This window comes from Paracidovorax valerianellae (assembly GCF_900102625.1).
GTDB lineage: Bacteria > Pseudomonadota > Gammaproteobacteria > Burkholderiales > Burkholderiaceae_C > Paracidovorax > Paracidovorax valerianellae.
The window spans coordinates 117,629-133,435 of the sequence record NZ_FMZC01000001.1 but is presented as its reverse complement, the minus strand read 5'-3'; the positions used below and the strand labels follow the sequence as shown (position 1 = coordinate 133,435).

The following is a 15,807-nucleotide window of genomic DNA, read 5'->3' as shown; positions in this document are numbered from 1 at the left end:
ATCCATGGACATGGAAAAACCGAAACACATTGCCGGGCTTCAGTCCCCCGCATCGCGCCGCCGCTTCATGGCCGGGGCACTGGCCGCCACGGCCACCGGGCTGGCGCAGGCGCAGTCGTTCGATTTCAAGCCGCAGCAGCGGTATCCCGATCCGTCGGTGCAGGTGCTGGACCCGTCGTTCGCCAAGTACCGCCTGTTCAGCAGCAGCGTGGAGCAGATCGCCACCGGTTTTCGCTGGGTCGAAGGCCCGGTGTGGTTCGGCGATGGGCGCTATCTGCTGTTTTCCGACATTCCCAACAACCGCATCCTGCGCTGGGACGAGGCCACCGGTCAGACCGGCGTGTTCCGCCAGCCCTCCAATTTCTCCAACGGCCTGGGCCGTGACCGCCAGGGCCGGCTGCTCGCCTGCGAGCACCTGACCCGCCGCGTGACCCGCACGGAATACGACGGCAGCATCACCGTGCTGGCCGACCGGTTCGAAGGCAAGCGGTTGAACTCGCCCAACGACATCGTTTGCCCGAGCGACGGCTCGGTCTGGTTCACCGATCCGCCGTTCGGCATCGGCGGCCACTGGGAGGGCGAAAAAGCGGTCTCCGAACTGCCGCATGCCCTGTACCGCATCGACCCGTCAGGTCGGCTGGACAGGGTGCTGGAGGCGCGCTTTCCGAACGGGCTGGCCTTCACGCCGGACGAAAAGCAGCTCTACCTGGTGGCCCGCACGGCCGAAGGCCGCCGCCAGGTGGTGCGCTACGACGTCACGGCCCGCCAGGGGCTGGCCAATCCCACCGTGCTGATCGAGGGCGGCGCTGGCGCGCTGGACGGATTCAAGGTGGACGAAGACGGCAACCTGTGGTGCGGCTGGGGCAGCACTGGCGCCGCCGATTCGGTGGCGGCCGACCTGGACGGCGTGATGGTGTTCAACCCTGCGGGCAAGGCCATCGGCCATATCCGCCTGCCCGAGCGTTGCCCGAACCTCGTCTTCGGCGGCCCCAAGCGCAACCGGCTGTTCATGGCCAGCAGCCATTCGATTTATTCGCTCTACGTGGAAACGCGTGGCGCGGTCTAGTTTTTCAAAACCACAGGAGACAACGCACATGCAACGTAGAACCTTCATCGCCGTCGCAGCCGCTGCGGCCGCTGGCAGTGCCATCGGCCTGCCCGCCTTCGCGCAGGGCGGCTGGCCCACCGGCAAGACGATCACGTACCTCGTGCCGTTCGCAGCAGGTGGCACCACTGACACGCTCGGCCGGCTCATCAGCCAGCAACTGGGCACGGCCCTGGGCACCACGGTGGTGGTGGACAACAAGGGGGGTGCAGGCGGCAGCGTCGGCTCGGAAATCGCGGCGCGTGCGGCACCGGACGGCTACACGCTGCTGGGCGGCACCATCAGCTCGCACGCCATCAATGTGAGCCTGTACCCCAAGCTGGGCTACGACCCTGTGAAGTCGTTCGCGCCGGTGACGCTCATCGGCACCAACCCGGTGGTGCTGGTCGTCGCCGCAAGCAGCCCCTACAAAACCTTGAAGGACGTGCTGGAGGCGGCCCGCACCAAGTCGGGCGGCCTGTCATCGGCGTCTGCCGGCACCGGCACCTCGCAGCATCTGGCGCTGGAACTGCTGGCCTACAAGTCGGGCGTCAAGTTCACCCATGTGCCCTACAAGGGCAGCGGCCCGGCCATTCAGGACGTGATCAGCGGCCAGGTGGACATGATGTTCGACACCACCGTGGTGGCTGGGCCGCACATCCAGAGCGGCAAGCTGCGCGCCATCGCCGTCACCTCGGCCAAGCGCCTGGGCTCGATGCCCGACGTGCCGACGGTGGCCGAATCGGGCATCAAGGGCCTGAACGACTTCGAAGTGCAATCGTGGCAGGCCATCTTCGTGCCCGCCGGCACGCCGGAGCCCGTCGTCACGCGCCTGCACAACGAGATTCGCAAGATCCTGGCGCAGCCTGACATGCAGACCCGCCTCAAGAGCTTCGGCATGGAGCCTGCCGACATGACGACCGCGCAGATCTCCACCTTCCAGAAGGCCGAAGTGGCCAAGTGGGCGCAGGTCATCAAGGCGGCAGACATCAAGGTGGATTGAGGACGGATCGAGGGCCATCCGCCGTAAGTTAGCGGCGGTGGTCTGGTGGCTTTGTTCCATGAATGCGCAGGCCGGGTAGTACCCAGCCTGCGCATTTGCGTTTCTGGCTGACAGGGGCGGCCACGCTCGCGCTGCACACTGCCGGCATCGCGGCGCGCCGCCACGACGTTCCCATCACAGCCAGCGCATCCAGCTCGGCATAAAGGCAGGTTCCCCATGCATGCACCACGCTCATTCAACTCCGCGCGCGCCGCATCTTCGGTGCCCCGCTGGTCCGCCGTGGCTCTGGGCTGCGCCCTGGCTGCCATGCTGGCGGGTTGCGGAGACACGGCGCAATTGCCGCCCGAAGCCGGCATCGGCGCGTCGCCCACGCTGCCCGAGCCCAACAAAACCTTGATCCCCACCGTTCACATCGCGCCGGCCAAGGGCTGGCCCGACGGCATGTTGCCCACGCCCATGGCCGGCACGCAGGTCACCGCGCTGGCGAAGGGACTGGACCACCCGCGCTGGGTGTACGTGCTGCCCAATGGCGATGTGCTGGTGGCGGAGAGCAACACGCCCGCCAAACCCAAGGAAGACCAGGGGCTCGTGAAGAACGTGCGCAACTGGGTCATGGGCAAGGTCATGGGCCGCGCAGGCTCTGGCGCGCCGTCGGCCGACCGCATCACCTTGCTGCGCGATACCGACGGCGATGGCGTGGCGGAAACGCGCAGCGTCTTCCTGCAGGGGCTGCATTCGCCATTTGGCATGGCGCTGGTGGGCAACGATTTCTACGTGGCCAACACCGACGCAGTGGTGCGCTTTCCGTACACCGCGGGCCAGACGGCCATCACCACCGCAGCCACGAAGGTGGTGGACCTGCCGGGCCTGCCGTTCAACCACCACTGGACGAAGAACCTTATCGCCAGTCCGGACGGGCGCAAGCTCTACGTCACGGTCGGCTCCAACAGCAACGTGGCGGAAAACGGCATCGAAGCCGAAGAAGGCCGCGCCGCGATCTGGGAGGTGGACCGTGCGAGCGGCGCCCACCGTATCTTCGCCAGCGGCCTGCGCAACCCCAACGGCATGGGCTGGGCACCAGGCACCGGCGCGTTGTGGACGGTGGTGAACGAGCGCGATGAGATCGGCAGCGATCTCGTGCCCGATTACCTCACCTCGGTGAAAGACGGCGCCTTCTACGGCTGGCCCTACAGCTACTACGGCCAGCACGTCGACGTGCGCGTGCAGCCGCCCCAGCCGGAGAAGGTGGCGAAAGCCGTGGTGCCCGACTACGCGCTCGGAAGCCATGTGGCGCCGTTGGGGCTGGTCTTCACGGGCCCGCCATCGGCGACCGGCAAGGGTTTGCCGCCGCAACTCGCGAACGGCGCCTTCGTCGGCCTGCACGGCTCGTGGAACCGCAAGCCGCGCAGCGGCTACAAGGTGGTCTTCGTGCCGTTCGACAACGGCCAGCCCAAGGGCATGCCGGTCGATGTGCTGACCGGATTCCTCAGCCAGGACGGCGATGCCTACGGGCGCCCGGTGGGCGTTGCGGTCGATCAGCGCGGTGGATTGCTGGTGGCCGACGATGTGGGCAACACCGTCTGGCGGGTGAGCGCGCAGGCCGCGAAATAACGGTGCACCCGTTCGGCATCAGCCATCCACCGAATCCACCAGATCGGTCTGGAACGTGCCGGGCATGACGACTTCCAGCATCTCGATGTCCTCGCTGTGGCCCAGTTCACGGTGGCGGATGCCGGGCGGCTGATAAACGCACGAACCCGCCTCCAGCCGCACGGCGCCCTGGCCCTCGTACTCGAATTCGATCCAGCCTTTGAGGATGTAGACCAGTTGGAACGTGGTGTGGTGCCGATGCGGCTGGCTCGAAAACTCGGCGCCCGCGGCGGAACGGATCACATGCGCCACCACCTGGCCGCCGGTGGCTTGCTGAATGCCGAGGTCCCGGTACTCGAAGAACGAACGCAGGCCGCGCTCGAACGTGGCGTCGGCCGCGTGCGTGGCGACGAAGGCCGTTGCGGGATGGGCGGGGGGACCCGTGGTGTCGATGTCGGTGCGGGTGGTGGTGTCCATCGCGGTTCGTCTCCTTTGGCGTGCGGTCAACGCCAGTTGGGGTGGATCGTCAGTTCGGCTGGGAACATGTTGATGTACTGCACCAGCCGGGGCAGGGTGCCGCGGTTCGGGCTGGCCCCGTGGGGCAGGGCTTGGTGCCAGATGACCAGGTCACCCGCACCCGCACCGATGGGCCGTGCGCCCAGCGCCGAGAAGTCCTGGCGGCGCGGGTCTTCGCCGGGCGGCAGGCTGGCCAGCCAGTCGCCCACCGTGCGGTGAAAGCCCGGCACGACGGTGAGCGCGCCTTGTTCGGGCGGGGTATCGGTCAGGTACAGGATGCCCTGCGTGCTGAACGGAATGGGCTGCGCGAGGCTCACGTCCCAGTGCAGGCCTTGCCCGCCATACGGGTGGCCCGGACGCTCGGGCACGTTGAAGCCGCAGCGGTCGGTGGTGCGCCACAGGTCGGCCGTGCCCCACAACTGCGCAAACGCTTTGTGAATGCGCAGCGACCGACGGTTGCGCTCGAAAGCCGGGTGCTGGAAGCGCTGAACCATGATGTTGCGCGGCGCCTTGGCATACCAGGACTCCACCTCCTGCGGCAACGCGCCCACGCTGTCCCAGACGGCCTGCGCGGCTGCGGCGCTGTCGGCGGCAGCCACTGCCTGGCGCACGACGACGAATCCGTGCTCGTCCCAGAAGGCCAGGTCGTCGGCATCGAGCACCGGCGCTGCGGCATCGATCTGCGCGTGCAGTTGCGCGACGGTTTCCGGTACCGGGCCGCCGTCCACCAGGGCCTGGATGCGGGCGACCGTGCTGGCATCGGGCTGGCCGGCCGTGCGCACGATCCACTCTTCGAAAGTGGCGAAATCCGGGGCCTCGCGCAGCGCGTACTGCATCGTTTGCTCCAGGCCCACGCCGAGGGCGCCGAGCACGATCTGCGTGCGGTGCGACTCGTTATCGCCATCGACATTGCGGCCCGCTCGCGCCGCCATCCAACGGGACCAGCAGCGCTTGAGATAGGGCACCTGCAGGGCGCCGCGTTCCGAGGCGTCGCAGAGAGAATCGGTGGAGGTCAGGGTGGGAAGCGACATGCTGTGATGGTCGACAGAGCGAAAGAGGGGAAACGCCGAATGGCGTGGGACGTTTTTAGCGCTTTCCTTTTTATCAGGCACTGCCGCGCCATCCAACCGTTCAATCCCGAGGTCGGAGGACGAAACTGGACCGACGACTTTCAGGCGTGCGCCAGGGCCACGCCGCCGGCCAGGCGCTCGTGTACCGCACGCTGCATGGCGGGTGGTGCCTGCAGCAGATGCTTCGGCCATTCGCGCTTCGCCAGCTGTACTTGTTCGCGCAGCAGCGCCAGGTGGCGGGGTGCCCGCAGCAGGCCTGCGGACTTGATCAATGCCTCCATGTCGTCCCACGAGAAAGCCCGCAGCGTGCGGTCGATGGCCCGGTTCACCGCGTATTGGTTTTCGGGCGTGCCTTCGAAGAAAGCGGCCACGCAGACGGGGTCGTACAGCGGCGCCAGTTGGGGTGCGTGCCCGTCCGGATAGACGAGCGCCCAGTTCTTCAGGTGCGCGTCGGTGTTGCCCATCAGGATGAAGGCGAGCATGCGGGACAGGAATTCGCGGGTGTCCTGGACCGGTTGGTGGCTCAGGCGGTCGAGCACGCGCAGCATGGTGGCGTAGTCCTGGACGATGCCCTTGCCGTACTTCTGCCGCGGTGCGTAGCCGAGCACCTGGTTGAATTCCTCCATGTGCACCCGCTCGCCACCGGGCAGGTGATCGAAGCGCTGCACGGCCAGGATGTCGTCGAATGGCACGGCTTCCGGCAGTTCGGCATCGGCACGGGTGACGATGCTCGCCTCGGCGCAGTGCAGTCCCAGCGCTTTGCACAACTGGTAGCCGGCATATTCGTTTGCCACCAGGTCGGGGTGGGCGGTGGTGGGCAGTTTCAGGATCACGCTGCCGGCGGCGCCCTTGCGCTGCACGCGGTAGCGCCGGCCTTCCTGGACAGCGCTGAATTTGGTGACCACGCCGGGCAGGGACGCTGCGTCTTCCACCGGGTATTCGACGAAGCCGGGCTCCAGCACATCCAGACCCTGGGTGGTGTGCCAATGGCGGACCACGTCGGGCACGCCTTCCTGCGCGGGCACGGGTTCGACTTCCAGCGCCCCCATCAGGTCGCGGCCGGCGGCGGCCAGCAGTTCGAACTCGTCGTCCGGGCTGCAGCGGCGCTCCCGGGCCAGGCGCTCGCGGTTATGCCCTTCGGGCAGCAGATTCTGAAAGTACACCGGCCAGCGTCCATCGGTGCGCACCAGCCGGCTGTCGCGCGCCGAGGCCAGGATCTGCCGTGTGGCGGCTTCGGTATCGCCGCGGTAGCTGAGCGAAAGGGTGGGGCGCCCGGGGTCGTCGATGTAGCTTTCGTCGAACGACACCCGCAGGATGTCCCCGTATTGGGACAGGTAGCCGATCGGCAGGCGGCCACCGCCTTGGCTCGCCGGGCGGTGCAGGTACAGGCGCAGGTAGCGGATGGATGTGCTCATGGCGGCTCAGCCGGTCAGCACGTCAACTCTCTGTGCGAAGGCGGTCGATGACCGAGGGGGGGGCATCCACGCCCTCGGGTTGCCCCAGGAATTTGCCGCCCGCCTGGATGAAGGCCTGCAGGCTGGGCCGCAGGCTGCTGGGGACGGCGATGATGTCCATGCCCAGAACCCGTGCCATTTCGGCCAGGGTCGAATAGCGGGGGTCCAGGTCGCCAGCTTCCGTGCGCTGCACGGTCATGCGCGACAGGCCGGCCTGTTCCGCCAACTGGGCCTGCGTGAGATGGCCGGCTTTGCGGGCAAGTGCCAGACTCTGGATCAGATCGTTGTTCATGATCTTATTTATACTCTTTTTTAAGAAAAAGTATATTTTAAGTATCATTTATTTCGATGGATCGAATTTTTCACCGCTCAGGCGGTTAGCGGTTCCGTCTGTATCGCTCCGAAACCGCCGTTTTCGCCCCTTCGGGCGAAGAACCTCAAGCGAAGGTGTTGACCTGGGTGCCCAGAGCACCGGAGGTCGCCAGGCCCGGCTGAGGCATCGACTGCTTCATGGAGTCGATCAGCAGGGCGGCCGAGGCTTCTTGCGTATCCAGGGCTTTTTTCAGCACCCGGATGTTCAGCGCATCGGAGTTCTTCTGGCTGGCCATGGCCGTGGCGGTGTTGACGACGGACTGGGAAAGCGAGACATCCATGGAAAGCTCCTGCAAGGCCCCCAAGGGCGGGGCGGGGTGAGGGAAAAGATCCCTTCTTTTCGGCAGCCGAGCCCGGAACTGAAGCCCGGGGCTGCTGAGTATCTTCAATCGAGCGCGCTGGCTCCATAGGCGGAGCAGGCGGACAGGTCCGAATCGCTGGCCCGGGGCAGGTGCGACGCCGCATCGCGCAGCGCCGTGCGCAGACCTTCTTCCAGGACCGGGTGGTAGAACGGCATGCGCAGCATGTCCTGCACGGTGAGCGACCGGTCGATGGCGAGCGCCATCAAATGCGCCATGTGCTCGCCGCTGGGCGCGCACATTTCCGCACCCAGGATCCGGCCGGTGCCTTGCTCCGCATAGACCTTCAGGCGCCCGTGGTTGTGCTGAGCGGCACGCGCGCGGCCCTGGCGGGAAAAGTCCACCGAACCGGTCACGAAGTCGCCTTTTTTCAAGTCCTTCCAGCGGCTGCCGACCACCGCCGCATTCGGCTGGGTGAACACGATGGAAAGGGGCGTGCGCCGGCGAAAGCCCTGCGGCTCGGCCGCGACCGCATTCAGGGCGGCGATATGCCCTTCGTCCGAGGCTTCGTGCAAGAGAGGCCGGCGGTCGTCGGCGTCGCCGGCCATGAACACGGGCAGGTTGCCGATCTGCATGCTGCGCGCATCCACGGGCGGCTTGCCATGCTCGTCCAGCTCCACGCCCAGCGTGTCCAGGCCCAGGTGTTCGAGGTTGGGGCGCCGGCCCAGGGCAGCAAGCACCTGGTCCACGACCACCGTTGCACTGCCGTTGCTCACTTCGATCCCGCCGGGCACTTCGCGCAGTCGGGCCTCGTCGCCCACGTTGACGACGAACTCTTCTTTCAAGAGCGCCTGCAGCGTTTCGTTGATGTCGGGGTCGGACACGCCTGCCAGGGACGGGCCGGTCGAAAACGCCGCCACTTCCACCCCCAGCCGCGAAAGCGCCTGCGCCAGTTCGGCGCCCAGGGGCCCCAGCCCGATGACGGCGATGCGCGGTCCCAGCGTGGGTTGCTCGAACAGGGTGTCGGTGGTCAGAATGCGATCGCCGAAGGCCAGCCATTCTTCCGGAATGATGGGCCGGGAACCGGTGGCGATGATGATGCTGCGCGCCTCGTAGGTCTGGCCGCCGACCTCCACCGTGTTCGGGCCCTGCAGTCGCGCACGGCCCGAAATGCCTTGCTTGCCGACCGCCGAAGCCTTCTCGGTGCCCGCTACGAAGTCGTCGCGCAATGCACGCACCCGCCGCAGAACGGCCGGCATATCGACCGTGAGGCCATCCTTGCCGCGAATGCCGAAGGTCTCGAACGCAAGCCGGCGGTGGTAGGCATTGGCTGCCTCGATCAGCATCTTGGAAGGCATGCAGCCCACGCGTGCGCAAGTGGTGCCCCAGGGCCCGTCGTTGACGATCAGTACACGGTCGGTGCGCTTGCGCACTTCGCGCAATGCAGCCAGTCCGGCCGATCCTGCGCCGATGATGATGGCGTCCAGGGGTTGGCTCATGGGTCGGTCTCCTCGGCTATTGGGAAGGCCCGAGTGTCCCCCGCGCCGGACGGCAGGGGCTGTAGGTGCAGGGCACTTTCGGCTGAGCAGCTAGGGAGCGGTCCAGCCGATGCGCCCCTGGCAGGCATCGTTCAGCCGTTGCACGAACCCCTCAGCCGCCGGCTGCGGCAGCTGAATTTGCAGGGTGACTTGCGACCCGTGTGCGACCTCGCCCAGCGTGGCGCCCGCAGCGTCGATCTCGCGGCGGACCAGGCCCTCCAGCGCGTAGGGCACCTCGCAACGCAGTGCCACCATGCGCTGCAGCGGCACCTTGTCCGCCTGCAGCAAGGCCTGCGCGATGGCGTCGGTATAGGCCCGGACCAATCCTCCCGCACCCAGCTTGACGCCCCCGAAGTAGCGCACCACCGTGGCCAGCACGCCTTCCAGATCCTGGTGGCGCAGCACCTCCAGCATCGGCCTGCCGGCCGTGCCGCCGGGCTCGCCGTCGTCCACCGCAGCCGATTGGCCACCCGCCAGCAAGGCCCAGCAGATGTGGGCTGCGCCCGGGTGCGCCTTCCACATCGCGTCGACCGTCGCCTGGGCCGAGGCACGGTCGGCCATGGGCTGCACGCAGCCGATGAAACGGCTCTTCTTGATGACGAGTTCGCTGTGGACGGGGTTTCGCACGGTGCTGGGCATGGGGCGACGGAGCTTACTGCACGCACGCACCTCGCCCGGTACGCAGGCGGCCCGTTTGCCAAGAGAAGTGGCGCCGATGGTCTGGTGCATTCGCAAACGCTTGACGCACCTCAAGGCCTGGGCGGCAAGCCCTGCGTACGCTTCCATCCATCGAGCCATTACGGGCTCAAGTCCAAATTTTTAAGGAGAAAAACCATGGCCATCGCCACAAACCGCCTGAAATTCGCCGCACTCGCTCTGGTGCTGGCATCCGGCCCCACCTGGGCCGCTGACTGCACGGCCGAAATCGAGGGCAACGATGCGATGCAATTCAACAAAGCGACGCTCGCCGTGCCACAAAGCTGCAAGCAGTTCACCGTCAAGCTCAAGCACGTGGGCAAGCTGCCCAAGACCGCCATGGGCCACAACTGGGTGCTGACCAAAGCTGCCGACCTGCAGCCCGTGGCCACGGACGGGATCGCCGCCGGGGTTGCCAAGAACTACGTGAAGGATGGCGATGCCCGCGTGATCGCGCACACCAAGATCGTGGGCGGCGGCGAGAGCGATTCGGTGACGTTTTCCACCCAGGCGCTCAAAGCCGGCGAGTCGTATGCCTACTTCTGCTCGTTCCCCGGCCACTCCGCGCTGATGAAGGGCACGCTGACGCTGGCCAAATAAATAGCCAATAAGCAACACCCGGCAAGCGGCTGCAGGTTGGCCGAGTTTGAAGCCGTGCCTGACGCGAAACCGTCATGCCGCTGCCATACGCTGGCGGTACCCCGTGCATGAAAGGAACCGCCATGCTTGCCGCCGCGCTGACCCACGTTCTGAACGCCATGGCCTTGCCGCCCGCCACCGACGGCATCGACCTGACACCCCGCGGTGAGGGCGCCTGGCAACTGGCGGGCCCTGCGTGGGGCCTGGAGTTGCACTCTCCCTATGGCGACCCTCCGGCCCCGGATCTGGACCAGCGCGTGCGGGCTTCCGGAGAGTGGTGAGGCGGGCAGGGGATGAGTGCAAAAGGCGGGCTGTCATAGCGGACAGCACCGCACTTGAAGACGCCGCCCTCGGAGGAAATACGGTCGCGGGCCGGGCAAGCCTTGGCCCTTTTTTCGACATGGAAGGCCCGAGCGCCTAAAATCGCGGCTCCCCCACGCCCTGCCTTCCATGAACGCCCCCGTTGACGTTTCTTTTTTCGCGCGCGCCGCGAAGCCGCTGACCAGCTATCGCCCGTATTGGGCGAAACGCTTCGGCACGGCCCCGTTCCTGCCCATGAGCCGCACCGAGATGGAGCGCCTCGGCTGGGACAGCTGCGACGTGATCCTCGTCACCGGCGATGCCTATGTGGACCACCCCAGCTTCGGCATGGCGGTGATCGGCCGCACGCTGGAGGCGCAGGGCTTTCGCGTGGGCATCATCGCTCAGCCCGACTGGCAGAGCGCCGACGCCTTCAAGGCGCTGGGCCGCCCGAACCTGTTCTGGGGCGTGACGGCCGGCAATATGGATTCGATGATCAACCGGTACACCGCCGACCGGAAGATCCGCAGCGACGACGCCTACACCCCCGGCGACGTGGGCGGCAAGCGCCCCGACCGCGCGGCCATCGTGTACAGCCAGCGCTGTCGCGAAGCCTACAAAGATGTGCCCATCATCCTGGGCGGCATCGAAGGCAGCCTGCGCCGCATCGCCCACTACGACTACTGGAGCGACAAGGTACGCCGCTCCATCGTGGTGGACGCCAAATGCGATCTGCTGCTGTACGGCAATGCTGAGCGTGCGCTGGTCGAGGTGGCCCACCGCCTGGCCGCCCGCGAGCCGGTGGAGCAGATCACCGACGTGCGCGGCACCGCGTTCGTCCGCCGGCCCGACGACGAGACCGGCCAGGGCTGGTTCGAGATCGACTCCACCAGCGTGGATGAGCCCGGCCGCGTCGAGGCGCACGTCAACCCCTACATGACGACCAGCGAGCAGGCCGCCGCGCAAGGCACGACCTGCAGCAAGGAAGATGCTCCTGATTCGATAGCTGCCACCGCAGGTGACACTGGCGCTGGCGGCCAAAATGGCTCAAGGTCTGCTGTCGAGGCCAACCCCGCCATCCAGCCCATGCTGTTCGTGGCGAACCCGGCCCTCAAGGCCAAGCTCAAGGTACCGCCGCGCGATCGCAGCGTGATCCGGCTGCCCAGCTACGAGCAGGTTCGGAGCGACCCGGTGCTGTATGCCCACGCCAACCGTGTGCTGCACCTGGAAACCAACCCCGGCAACGCCCGCGCCCTGGTGCAGGCCCACGGCGAAGGCGTGACGGCACGCGACGTGTGGATCAACCCGCCGCCCATCCCGCTCACCACGGCCGAGATGGACTACGTGTTCGACCTGCACTACGCCCGCGGACCGCACCCAAGCTATGCCGACGAGAACGGCAGCCACGACGGCGCGACCAAGATCCCCGCGTGGGAAATGATTCGTTTCAGCGTGAACATCATGCGCGGCTGCTTCGGCGGCTGTACCTTCTGCTCGATCACCGAGCACGAGGGCCGCATCATCCAGAGCCGCTCGGAGGATTCGATCATTCAGGAGATCGAGGACATCCGCGACAAGGTGAGCGGCTTCACCGGCACCATCTCCGACCTGGGCGGGCCCACCGCCAACATGTACCGCCTGGGCTGCAAGAGCCCCGAGATCGAGGCCGCCTGCCGCAAGCCCAGTTGCGTGTACCCCGGCATCTGCCAGAACCTCACCACCGACCACGGCCCGCTGATCAAGATCTACCGCCGCGGCCGTGCGCTCAAGGGCATCAAGAAGATCCTGATCGGCTCGGGACTGCGCTACGACCTGGCCGTGAAGTCGCCCGAATATGTGAAAGAACTGGTGCAGCACCACGTGGGCGGCTACCTCAAGATCGCGCCCGAGCACACCGAGCAGGGCCCGCTCACCAAGATGATGAAGCCGGGCATCGGCAGCTATGACAAGTTCAAGCAGATGTTCGAGAAGTTCAGCGAAGAGGCGGGCAAGAAGCAGTTTCTGATCCCGTACTTCATTGCCGCGCATCCGGGCACCAGCGACGAGGACATGATGCACCTCGCCATCTGGCTCAAGAAGAACGGTTTCCGCGCCGACCAGGTGCAGACCTTCTACCCGAGCCCGATGGCCACGGCCACGGCCATGTACCACAGCAACAAGAACCCGCTGCGCAAGATCACGCGCGACAGCGAGACGGTGGACATCGTGCGCGGCGACAAGCGCCGGCGCCTGCACAAGGCTTTCCTGCGTTACCACGATCCCAACAACTGGCCGCTGCTGCGCGATGCGCTGAAGGCCATGGGGCGCGCCGACCTCATCGGCAATGGCAAGCATCACCTGATCCCGACGTTCCAGCCGATGACGGATGGCAGCTACCAGAGCGCGCGCCGCAAGAACAGCACCGTCGCTCCTGTGGCGGCGGCATCCCGCAAGATCGTGCCCGGCAAGGGCACGGTGGCCAAGGCGGCACAACCCGTGGCCGGCCGCATGCTGACCCAGCACACCGGCCTGCCTCCGCGCGCTGGCCTAGCCGGCAAGCCCACCGGCGGGGTCCCGTCCGGCAAAGCGTTCCGAAAGGGGCGCTGACCGCTCTGGCGGCTCGTCCCCAGGCAATGGGGGCGGCGCATGCGGCATGGGTTCCGGCCGGGCGATGGCGTGGCCCTGGGCGTAGTCCACGCCCATGGCACGCAAGCCTTCCAGGATGGCCGGGGTTTCGGCGAACTCGGCGATCGTCCGCTTGCCCATCACGTGGCCGATGTGGTTGATCATCTCCACCATGGCGCGATTGGCGGGGTCTTCCAGCATGTCGCGCACCAATGCACCGTCGATCTTCAAATAGTCCACGGGCAGGTGGCGCAGGTACGTGAACGACGACATGCCCGAGCCGAAATCGTCCAGCGCGAAGTGGCAGCCTTGCTGCTTCAGTTCGCGAATCAGGTGAATGGCGTTGGGCAGGTAGGCGATGGCGGCGGTTTCGGTCACCTCGAAGCACAGCTGGTCGGCCGGCACGCGGTGGTAGGCCATCTGCTCGCGCAGATAGGCCAGCAGGCTCTCGTCGCCCACGCTCATGCCGGACAGGTTGATGGCACACAGCGTGATGGGCCTGGCGTCCGGCTGCAGCCGGCGCGCCGCCAGCGCGGCGAACGTGTGCTCGACCACCCAGCGGTCCAGCGCCTGCGCCAGGCCGAACCGCTCCGCCGCCGGCACGAACTCCCCGGGCGAGATGGCCTGTCCGCCGTCGCCTTGCATCCGTAGAAGTACTTCCACATGCAGGCTGCCATCGGCCGGCGTTCGCAGCGGGGCGATCTCCTGCATGTACAGCTGAAAGCGGTTTTGCTCCAGCGCCTGCCGGATGCGCTGCACCCAGTGCATGTCGTCCAGGTGGCGCGACATCGCGGCGTCTTGCGACTGGTAGACATACACCGTGTTGCGCCCACGCTCCTTGGCGCCGTAGCAGGCCATGTCCGCCACGCGCAGCACCTCCTGCAGGCTGGTGAGGTCGGCCGTCAGGTGCACCAGGCCGATGCTCAGGCCCGTGCGCAGCGTGCGTGGGCCCCAGGCCAGCCGCAGTTCCTGCGCGTGGTGGCGAATCTGCTCGGCGATCTGCTCGGCCACCTGCGGCGGGCAGCCCTGCAGCAGCACGCCGAACTCGTCGCCGCCCAGCCGCGCCAGCGTGTCGCCTTCGCGCAGGCCCCGCTGCAGCATGCGGCAGACCTCGAGCAGCATCTCGTCGCCCGCCGGGTGGCCGCAGGTGTCGTTGATCACCTTGAACTGGTCCAGATCGATGTACAGCAGCGCGCCGGCCACTTCGGACGACCGGGGCCGCGCCAGCAGCTGTGCGAGCCGGCGCTCGAACTCACGGCGGTTCACCAGTCCGGTCAGCGTGTCGTGGCTGGCCTGCCAGGCGAGTTGCTCCAGGTATTGCTGCTCGCGCGTCACGTCGTGCAGCACCAGCACGGCGCCGGCCAGCTGCCCCTGGTTCATCAGCGGCGAGCCCACCAGCGTGACGGGCACGGTGCTGGCGTCGGGCCGCACGATGCGGTGCGGGCGCTCGTCGTGTTGTGCCGAGCTGCCGTGCAGTGCGCGCTCCAGCAGCTGTGCGGTGCTTTGCAGGCTGGCGGGCACACCGGCGAGTGCGCCGCCAATGCCATCGCTGCCATCGCCATCGCTCTGCAGTTCGCGCTGGCCGACGTGCAGCAGTTCGGCCAGGGGCATGCCGATGCTGGCTTCGCGGGTGCGGGCCAGCAGGCTTTCCGCTGCGGGGTTCATGTAGCGCACGTTGCCGTGCAAATCCGTGGTGACGATGCCGTCGCCGATGGCGGCCAGCGTGGTGCGCGCCTGCTCACGCTCGGCCTCCAGCGTGGCCTCGACCTGCCGGCGCTGGCCCATCAGCTGGCGTGTGTGGGCCACCGTGAGCGCGATCAGCGCGGCGACCGTGGCCACGTTCAGCCACAGCAGCCAGCCCATGATGCGCCGCGAGCTTTCCCCCATGGATGCGCTGAAATCGGTGGCCGCCGGCGTCACGCCCACGTCGATCTCGTCCACCTGCCGCTGCCAGCGCTGCGCCATCTCCGGCGTGACCCCGCCGGCCATGTAGCCCGCGCGGATCTCGCGCGACAGTGCGTCCAGCCGCAGCAGGTATTCGTCGCCCTGCATCCAGTGCTGGATCGGCTCGCGCAGGACTTCGTAGTCGCGAAACAGGTGCAGCATCCAGATCAGCCCGGTGACGTCGCTGGGGTGGTTGCCGCCGCGCAGAAAAGCGTCGCGGGCGCCTGCCAGATCAGGGTCCGGCGCTTCGATCATCAGGCGCGCCTCGCGGTCGGCCATGGGGATCTGCAGCGCCTGGTGGAACTGCTCGTACATCCGGCCCTCGCCGGCGGCCACGTACTGGCCGAGATGGTGGATGGCGTCTTTCTGGCCCTTGGTCCATTGGCTTTCGCCAGCCACGAAGGCACGCACCGTGGACAGCACGTACAGGCTGCCGGAGGCCACGATGGCCTGAAGGATCAGGATGGCGATGAAAGGCCCGGTGAGGCCGGACGTCCAGGGGCGCCGACGTGGACCTTGCGGTGTGCGCGGCGCATCCATGCGGTCACCGGGGGCCGGCATGGCGGCTGAAGGTGAGCCGCCGGAGAATGGCCGCAGCAGGCGCTACCTCTGCGCAGGGAAAGCATCCGGCAGACGAAGCGGGAAGACAGGCCATGGCCGCACTATATCGGCAGGGGCGGCAAAGGCCAATGCGGCCA

Annotated in this window: 14 protein-coding genes; 6 read left to right on the top strand and 8 right to left on the bottom strand. The window is 67.0% G+C overall.

The annotated features are described in order from the left end of the window. The first annotated feature begins 4 nt into the window (after positions 1–4). From BLT03_RS00635 to BLT03_RS00625, 3 genes are all read left to right on the top strand, one after another. A complete protein-coding gene (locus BLT03_RS00635) occupies positions 5–1,066 on the top strand; it encodes an SMP-30/gluconolactonase/LRE family protein (protein WP_092739295.1) in 1,062 nt (353 codons plus the stop codon). A gap of 28 nt (positions 1,067–1,094) precedes the next feature. Further along, positions 1,095–2,087: a Bug family tripartite tricarboxylate transporter substrate binding protein gene (locus tag BLT03_RS00630; protein WP_092739292.1), complete on the top strand. Its 993-nt coding sequence runs from the start codon at positions 1,095–1,097 to the stop codon at positions 2,085–2,087. A gap of 306 nt (positions 2,088–2,393) precedes the next feature. Next, positions 2,394–3,698: a PQQ-dependent sugar dehydrogenase gene (locus tag BLT03_RS00625; RefSeq protein ID WP_245711201.1), complete on the top strand. Its 1,305-nt coding sequence runs from the start codon at positions 2,394–2,396 to the stop codon at positions 3,696–3,698. A gap of 18 nt (positions 3,699–3,716) precedes the next feature. Here the strand turns inward: BLT03_RS00625 and BLT03_RS00620 are convergent, their stop codons facing one another. The 7 genes from BLT03_RS00620 to BLT03_RS00590 all read right to left on the bottom strand — a co-directional run bounded on the left by BLT03_RS00620 (position 3,717) and on the right by BLT03_RS00590 (position 9,565). Further along, positions 3,717–4,154: a cupin domain-containing protein gene (locus tag BLT03_RS00620; RefSeq protein WP_092739288.1), complete on the bottom strand. Its 438-nt coding sequence runs from the start codon at positions 4,152–4,154 to the stop codon at positions 3,717–3,719. A gap of 26 nt (positions 4,155–4,180) precedes the next feature. Further along, positions 4,181–5,224, bottom strand: a complete 1,044-nt coding sequence (locus BLT03_RS00615; protein ID WP_092739286.1) for a phytanoyl-CoA dioxygenase family protein — start codon at positions 5,222–5,224, stop codon at positions 4,181–4,183. 140 nt (positions 5,225–5,364) lie between these two features. Further along, complete coding sequence (locus BLT03_RS00610; RefSeq protein ID WP_092739284.1) at positions 5,365–6,678, bottom strand: type II toxin-antitoxin system HipA family toxin; 1,314 nt, start codon at positions 6,676–6,678, stop codon at positions 5,365–5,367. A 22-nt stretch (positions 6,679–6,700) separates the two neighbouring features. Further along, positions 6,701–7,009, bottom strand: a complete 309-nt coding sequence (locus tag BLT03_RS00605; RefSeq protein ID WP_092739282.1) for a helix-turn-helix transcriptional regulator — start codon at positions 7,007–7,009, stop codon at positions 6,701–6,703. A 145-nt stretch (positions 7,010–7,154) separates the two neighbouring features. Then, complete coding sequence (locus BLT03_RS00600) at positions 7,155–7,370, bottom strand: YjfB family protein (RefSeq protein ID WP_092740019.1); 216 nt, start codon at positions 7,368–7,370, stop codon at positions 7,155–7,157. A 104-nt stretch (positions 7,371–7,474) separates the two neighbouring features. Then, entirely contained in the window at positions 7,475–8,887 is a 1,413-nt protein-coding gene (locus BLT03_RS00595) for a dihydrolipoyl dehydrogenase (RefSeq protein ID WP_092739280.1), read from the bottom strand. A 90-nt stretch (positions 8,888–8,977) separates the two neighbouring features. Then, positions 8,978–9,565 carry an IMPACT family protein gene (locus BLT03_RS00590; RefSeq protein ID WP_092739278.1) on the bottom strand — a complete coding sequence of 196 codons (588 nt, stop codon included), beginning with the start codon at positions 9,563–9,565 and terminating at the stop codon, positions 8,978–8,980. A gap of 195 nt (positions 9,566–9,760) precedes the next feature. On the opposite strand from BLT03_RS00590, the gene azu reads away from it, so the two are divergent. The 3 genes from azu (at position 9,761) to BLT03_RS00575 (ending at position 13,147) form a co-directional block, all read left to right on the top strand. Continuing rightward, positions 9,761–10,222: an azurin gene (azu, locus tag BLT03_RS00585; protein ID WP_092739276.1), complete on the top strand. Its 462-nt coding sequence runs from the start codon at positions 9,761–9,763 to the stop codon at positions 10,220–10,222. A gap of 107 nt (positions 10,223–10,329) precedes the next feature. Continuing rightward, positions 10,330–10,542, top strand: coding sequence for a hypothetical protein (locus BLT03_RS00580; RefSeq protein ID WP_092739274.1), 213 nt, complete (start codon positions 10,330–10,332; stop codon positions 10,540–10,542). Positions 10,543–10,711: 169 nt separating this feature from the next. Then, on the top strand, positions 10,712–13,147 hold the full coding sequence (locus tag BLT03_RS00575) for a YgiQ family radical SAM protein (RefSeq protein WP_092739272.1): 2,436 nt from the start codon (positions 10,712–10,714) through the stop codon (positions 13,145–13,147). Here the strand turns inward: BLT03_RS00575 and BLT03_RS00570 are convergent. Continuing rightward, the gene (locus tag BLT03_RS00570) at positions 13,088–15,670 is read right to left on the bottom strand and encodes an EAL domain-containing protein (protein ID WP_245711177.1); all 2,583 of its coding nucleotides are present in this window, start codon (positions 15,668–15,670) and stop codon (positions 13,088–13,090) included. The genes BLT03_RS00575 and BLT03_RS00570 overlap by 60 nt on opposite strands. Positions 15,671–15,807: the final 137 nt, after the last annotated feature.

What these genes read in the sequence shown, in the direction of transcription:
- BLT03_RS00615 (WP_092739286.1), bottom strand. Translation starts at nt 5,224, where the DNA reads ATGTCGCTTCCCACCCTGACCTCCACCGATTCTCTCTGCGACGCCTCG.
- BLT03_RS00570 (WP_245711177.1), bottom strand. Translation starts at nt 15,670, where the DNA reads ATGCCGGCCCCCGGTGACCGCATGGATGCGCCGCGCACACCGCAAGGT.
- BLT03_RS00580 (WP_092739274.1), top strand. Translation starts at nt 10,330, where the DNA reads ATGAAAGGAACCGCCATGCTTGCCGCCGCGCTGACCCACGTTCTGAAC.
- BLT03_RS00630 (WP_092739292.1), top strand. Translation starts at nt 1,095, where the DNA reads ATGCAACGTAGAACCTTCATCGCCGTCGCAGCCGCTGCGGCCGCTGGC.
- BLT03_RS00625 (WP_245711201.1), top strand. Translation starts at nt 2,394, where the DNA reads ATGCTGGCGGGTTGCGGAGACACGGCGCAATTGCCGCCCGAAGCCGGC.
- BLT03_RS00620 (WP_092739288.1), bottom strand. Translation starts at nt 4,154, where the DNA reads ATGGACACCACCACCCGCACCGACATCGACACCACGGGTCCCCCCGCC.
- azu (WP_092739276.1), top strand. Translation starts at nt 9,761, where the DNA reads ATGGCCATCGCCACAAACCGCCTGAAATTCGCCGCACTCGCTCTGGTG.
- BLT03_RS00600 (WP_092740019.1), bottom strand. Translation starts at nt 7,370, where the DNA reads ATGGATGTCTCGCTTTCCCAGTCCGTCGTCAACACCGCCACGGCCATG.
- BLT03_RS00610 (WP_092739284.1), bottom strand. Translation starts at nt 6,678, where the DNA reads ATGAGCACATCCATCCGCTACCTGCGCCTGTACCTGCACCGCCCGGCG.
- BLT03_RS00575 (WP_092739272.1), top strand. Translation starts at nt 10,712, where the DNA reads ATGAACGCCCCCGTTGACGTTTCTTTTTTCGCGCGCGCCGCGAAGCCG.
- BLT03_RS00635 (WP_092739295.1), top strand. Translation starts at nt 5, where the DNA reads ATGGACATGGAAAAACCGAAACACATTGCCGGGCTTCAGTCCCCCGCA.
- BLT03_RS00595 (WP_092739280.1), bottom strand. Translation starts at nt 8,887, where the DNA reads ATGAGCCAACCCCTGGACGCCATCATCATCGGCGCAGGATCGGCCGGA.
- BLT03_RS00605 (WP_092739282.1), bottom strand. Translation starts at nt 7,009, where the DNA reads ATGAACAACGATCTGATCCAGAGTCTGGCACTTGCCCGCAAAGCCGGC.
- BLT03_RS00590 (WP_092739278.1), bottom strand. Translation starts at nt 9,565, where the DNA reads ATGCCCAGCACCGTGCGAAACCCCGTCCACAGCGAACTCGTCATCAAG.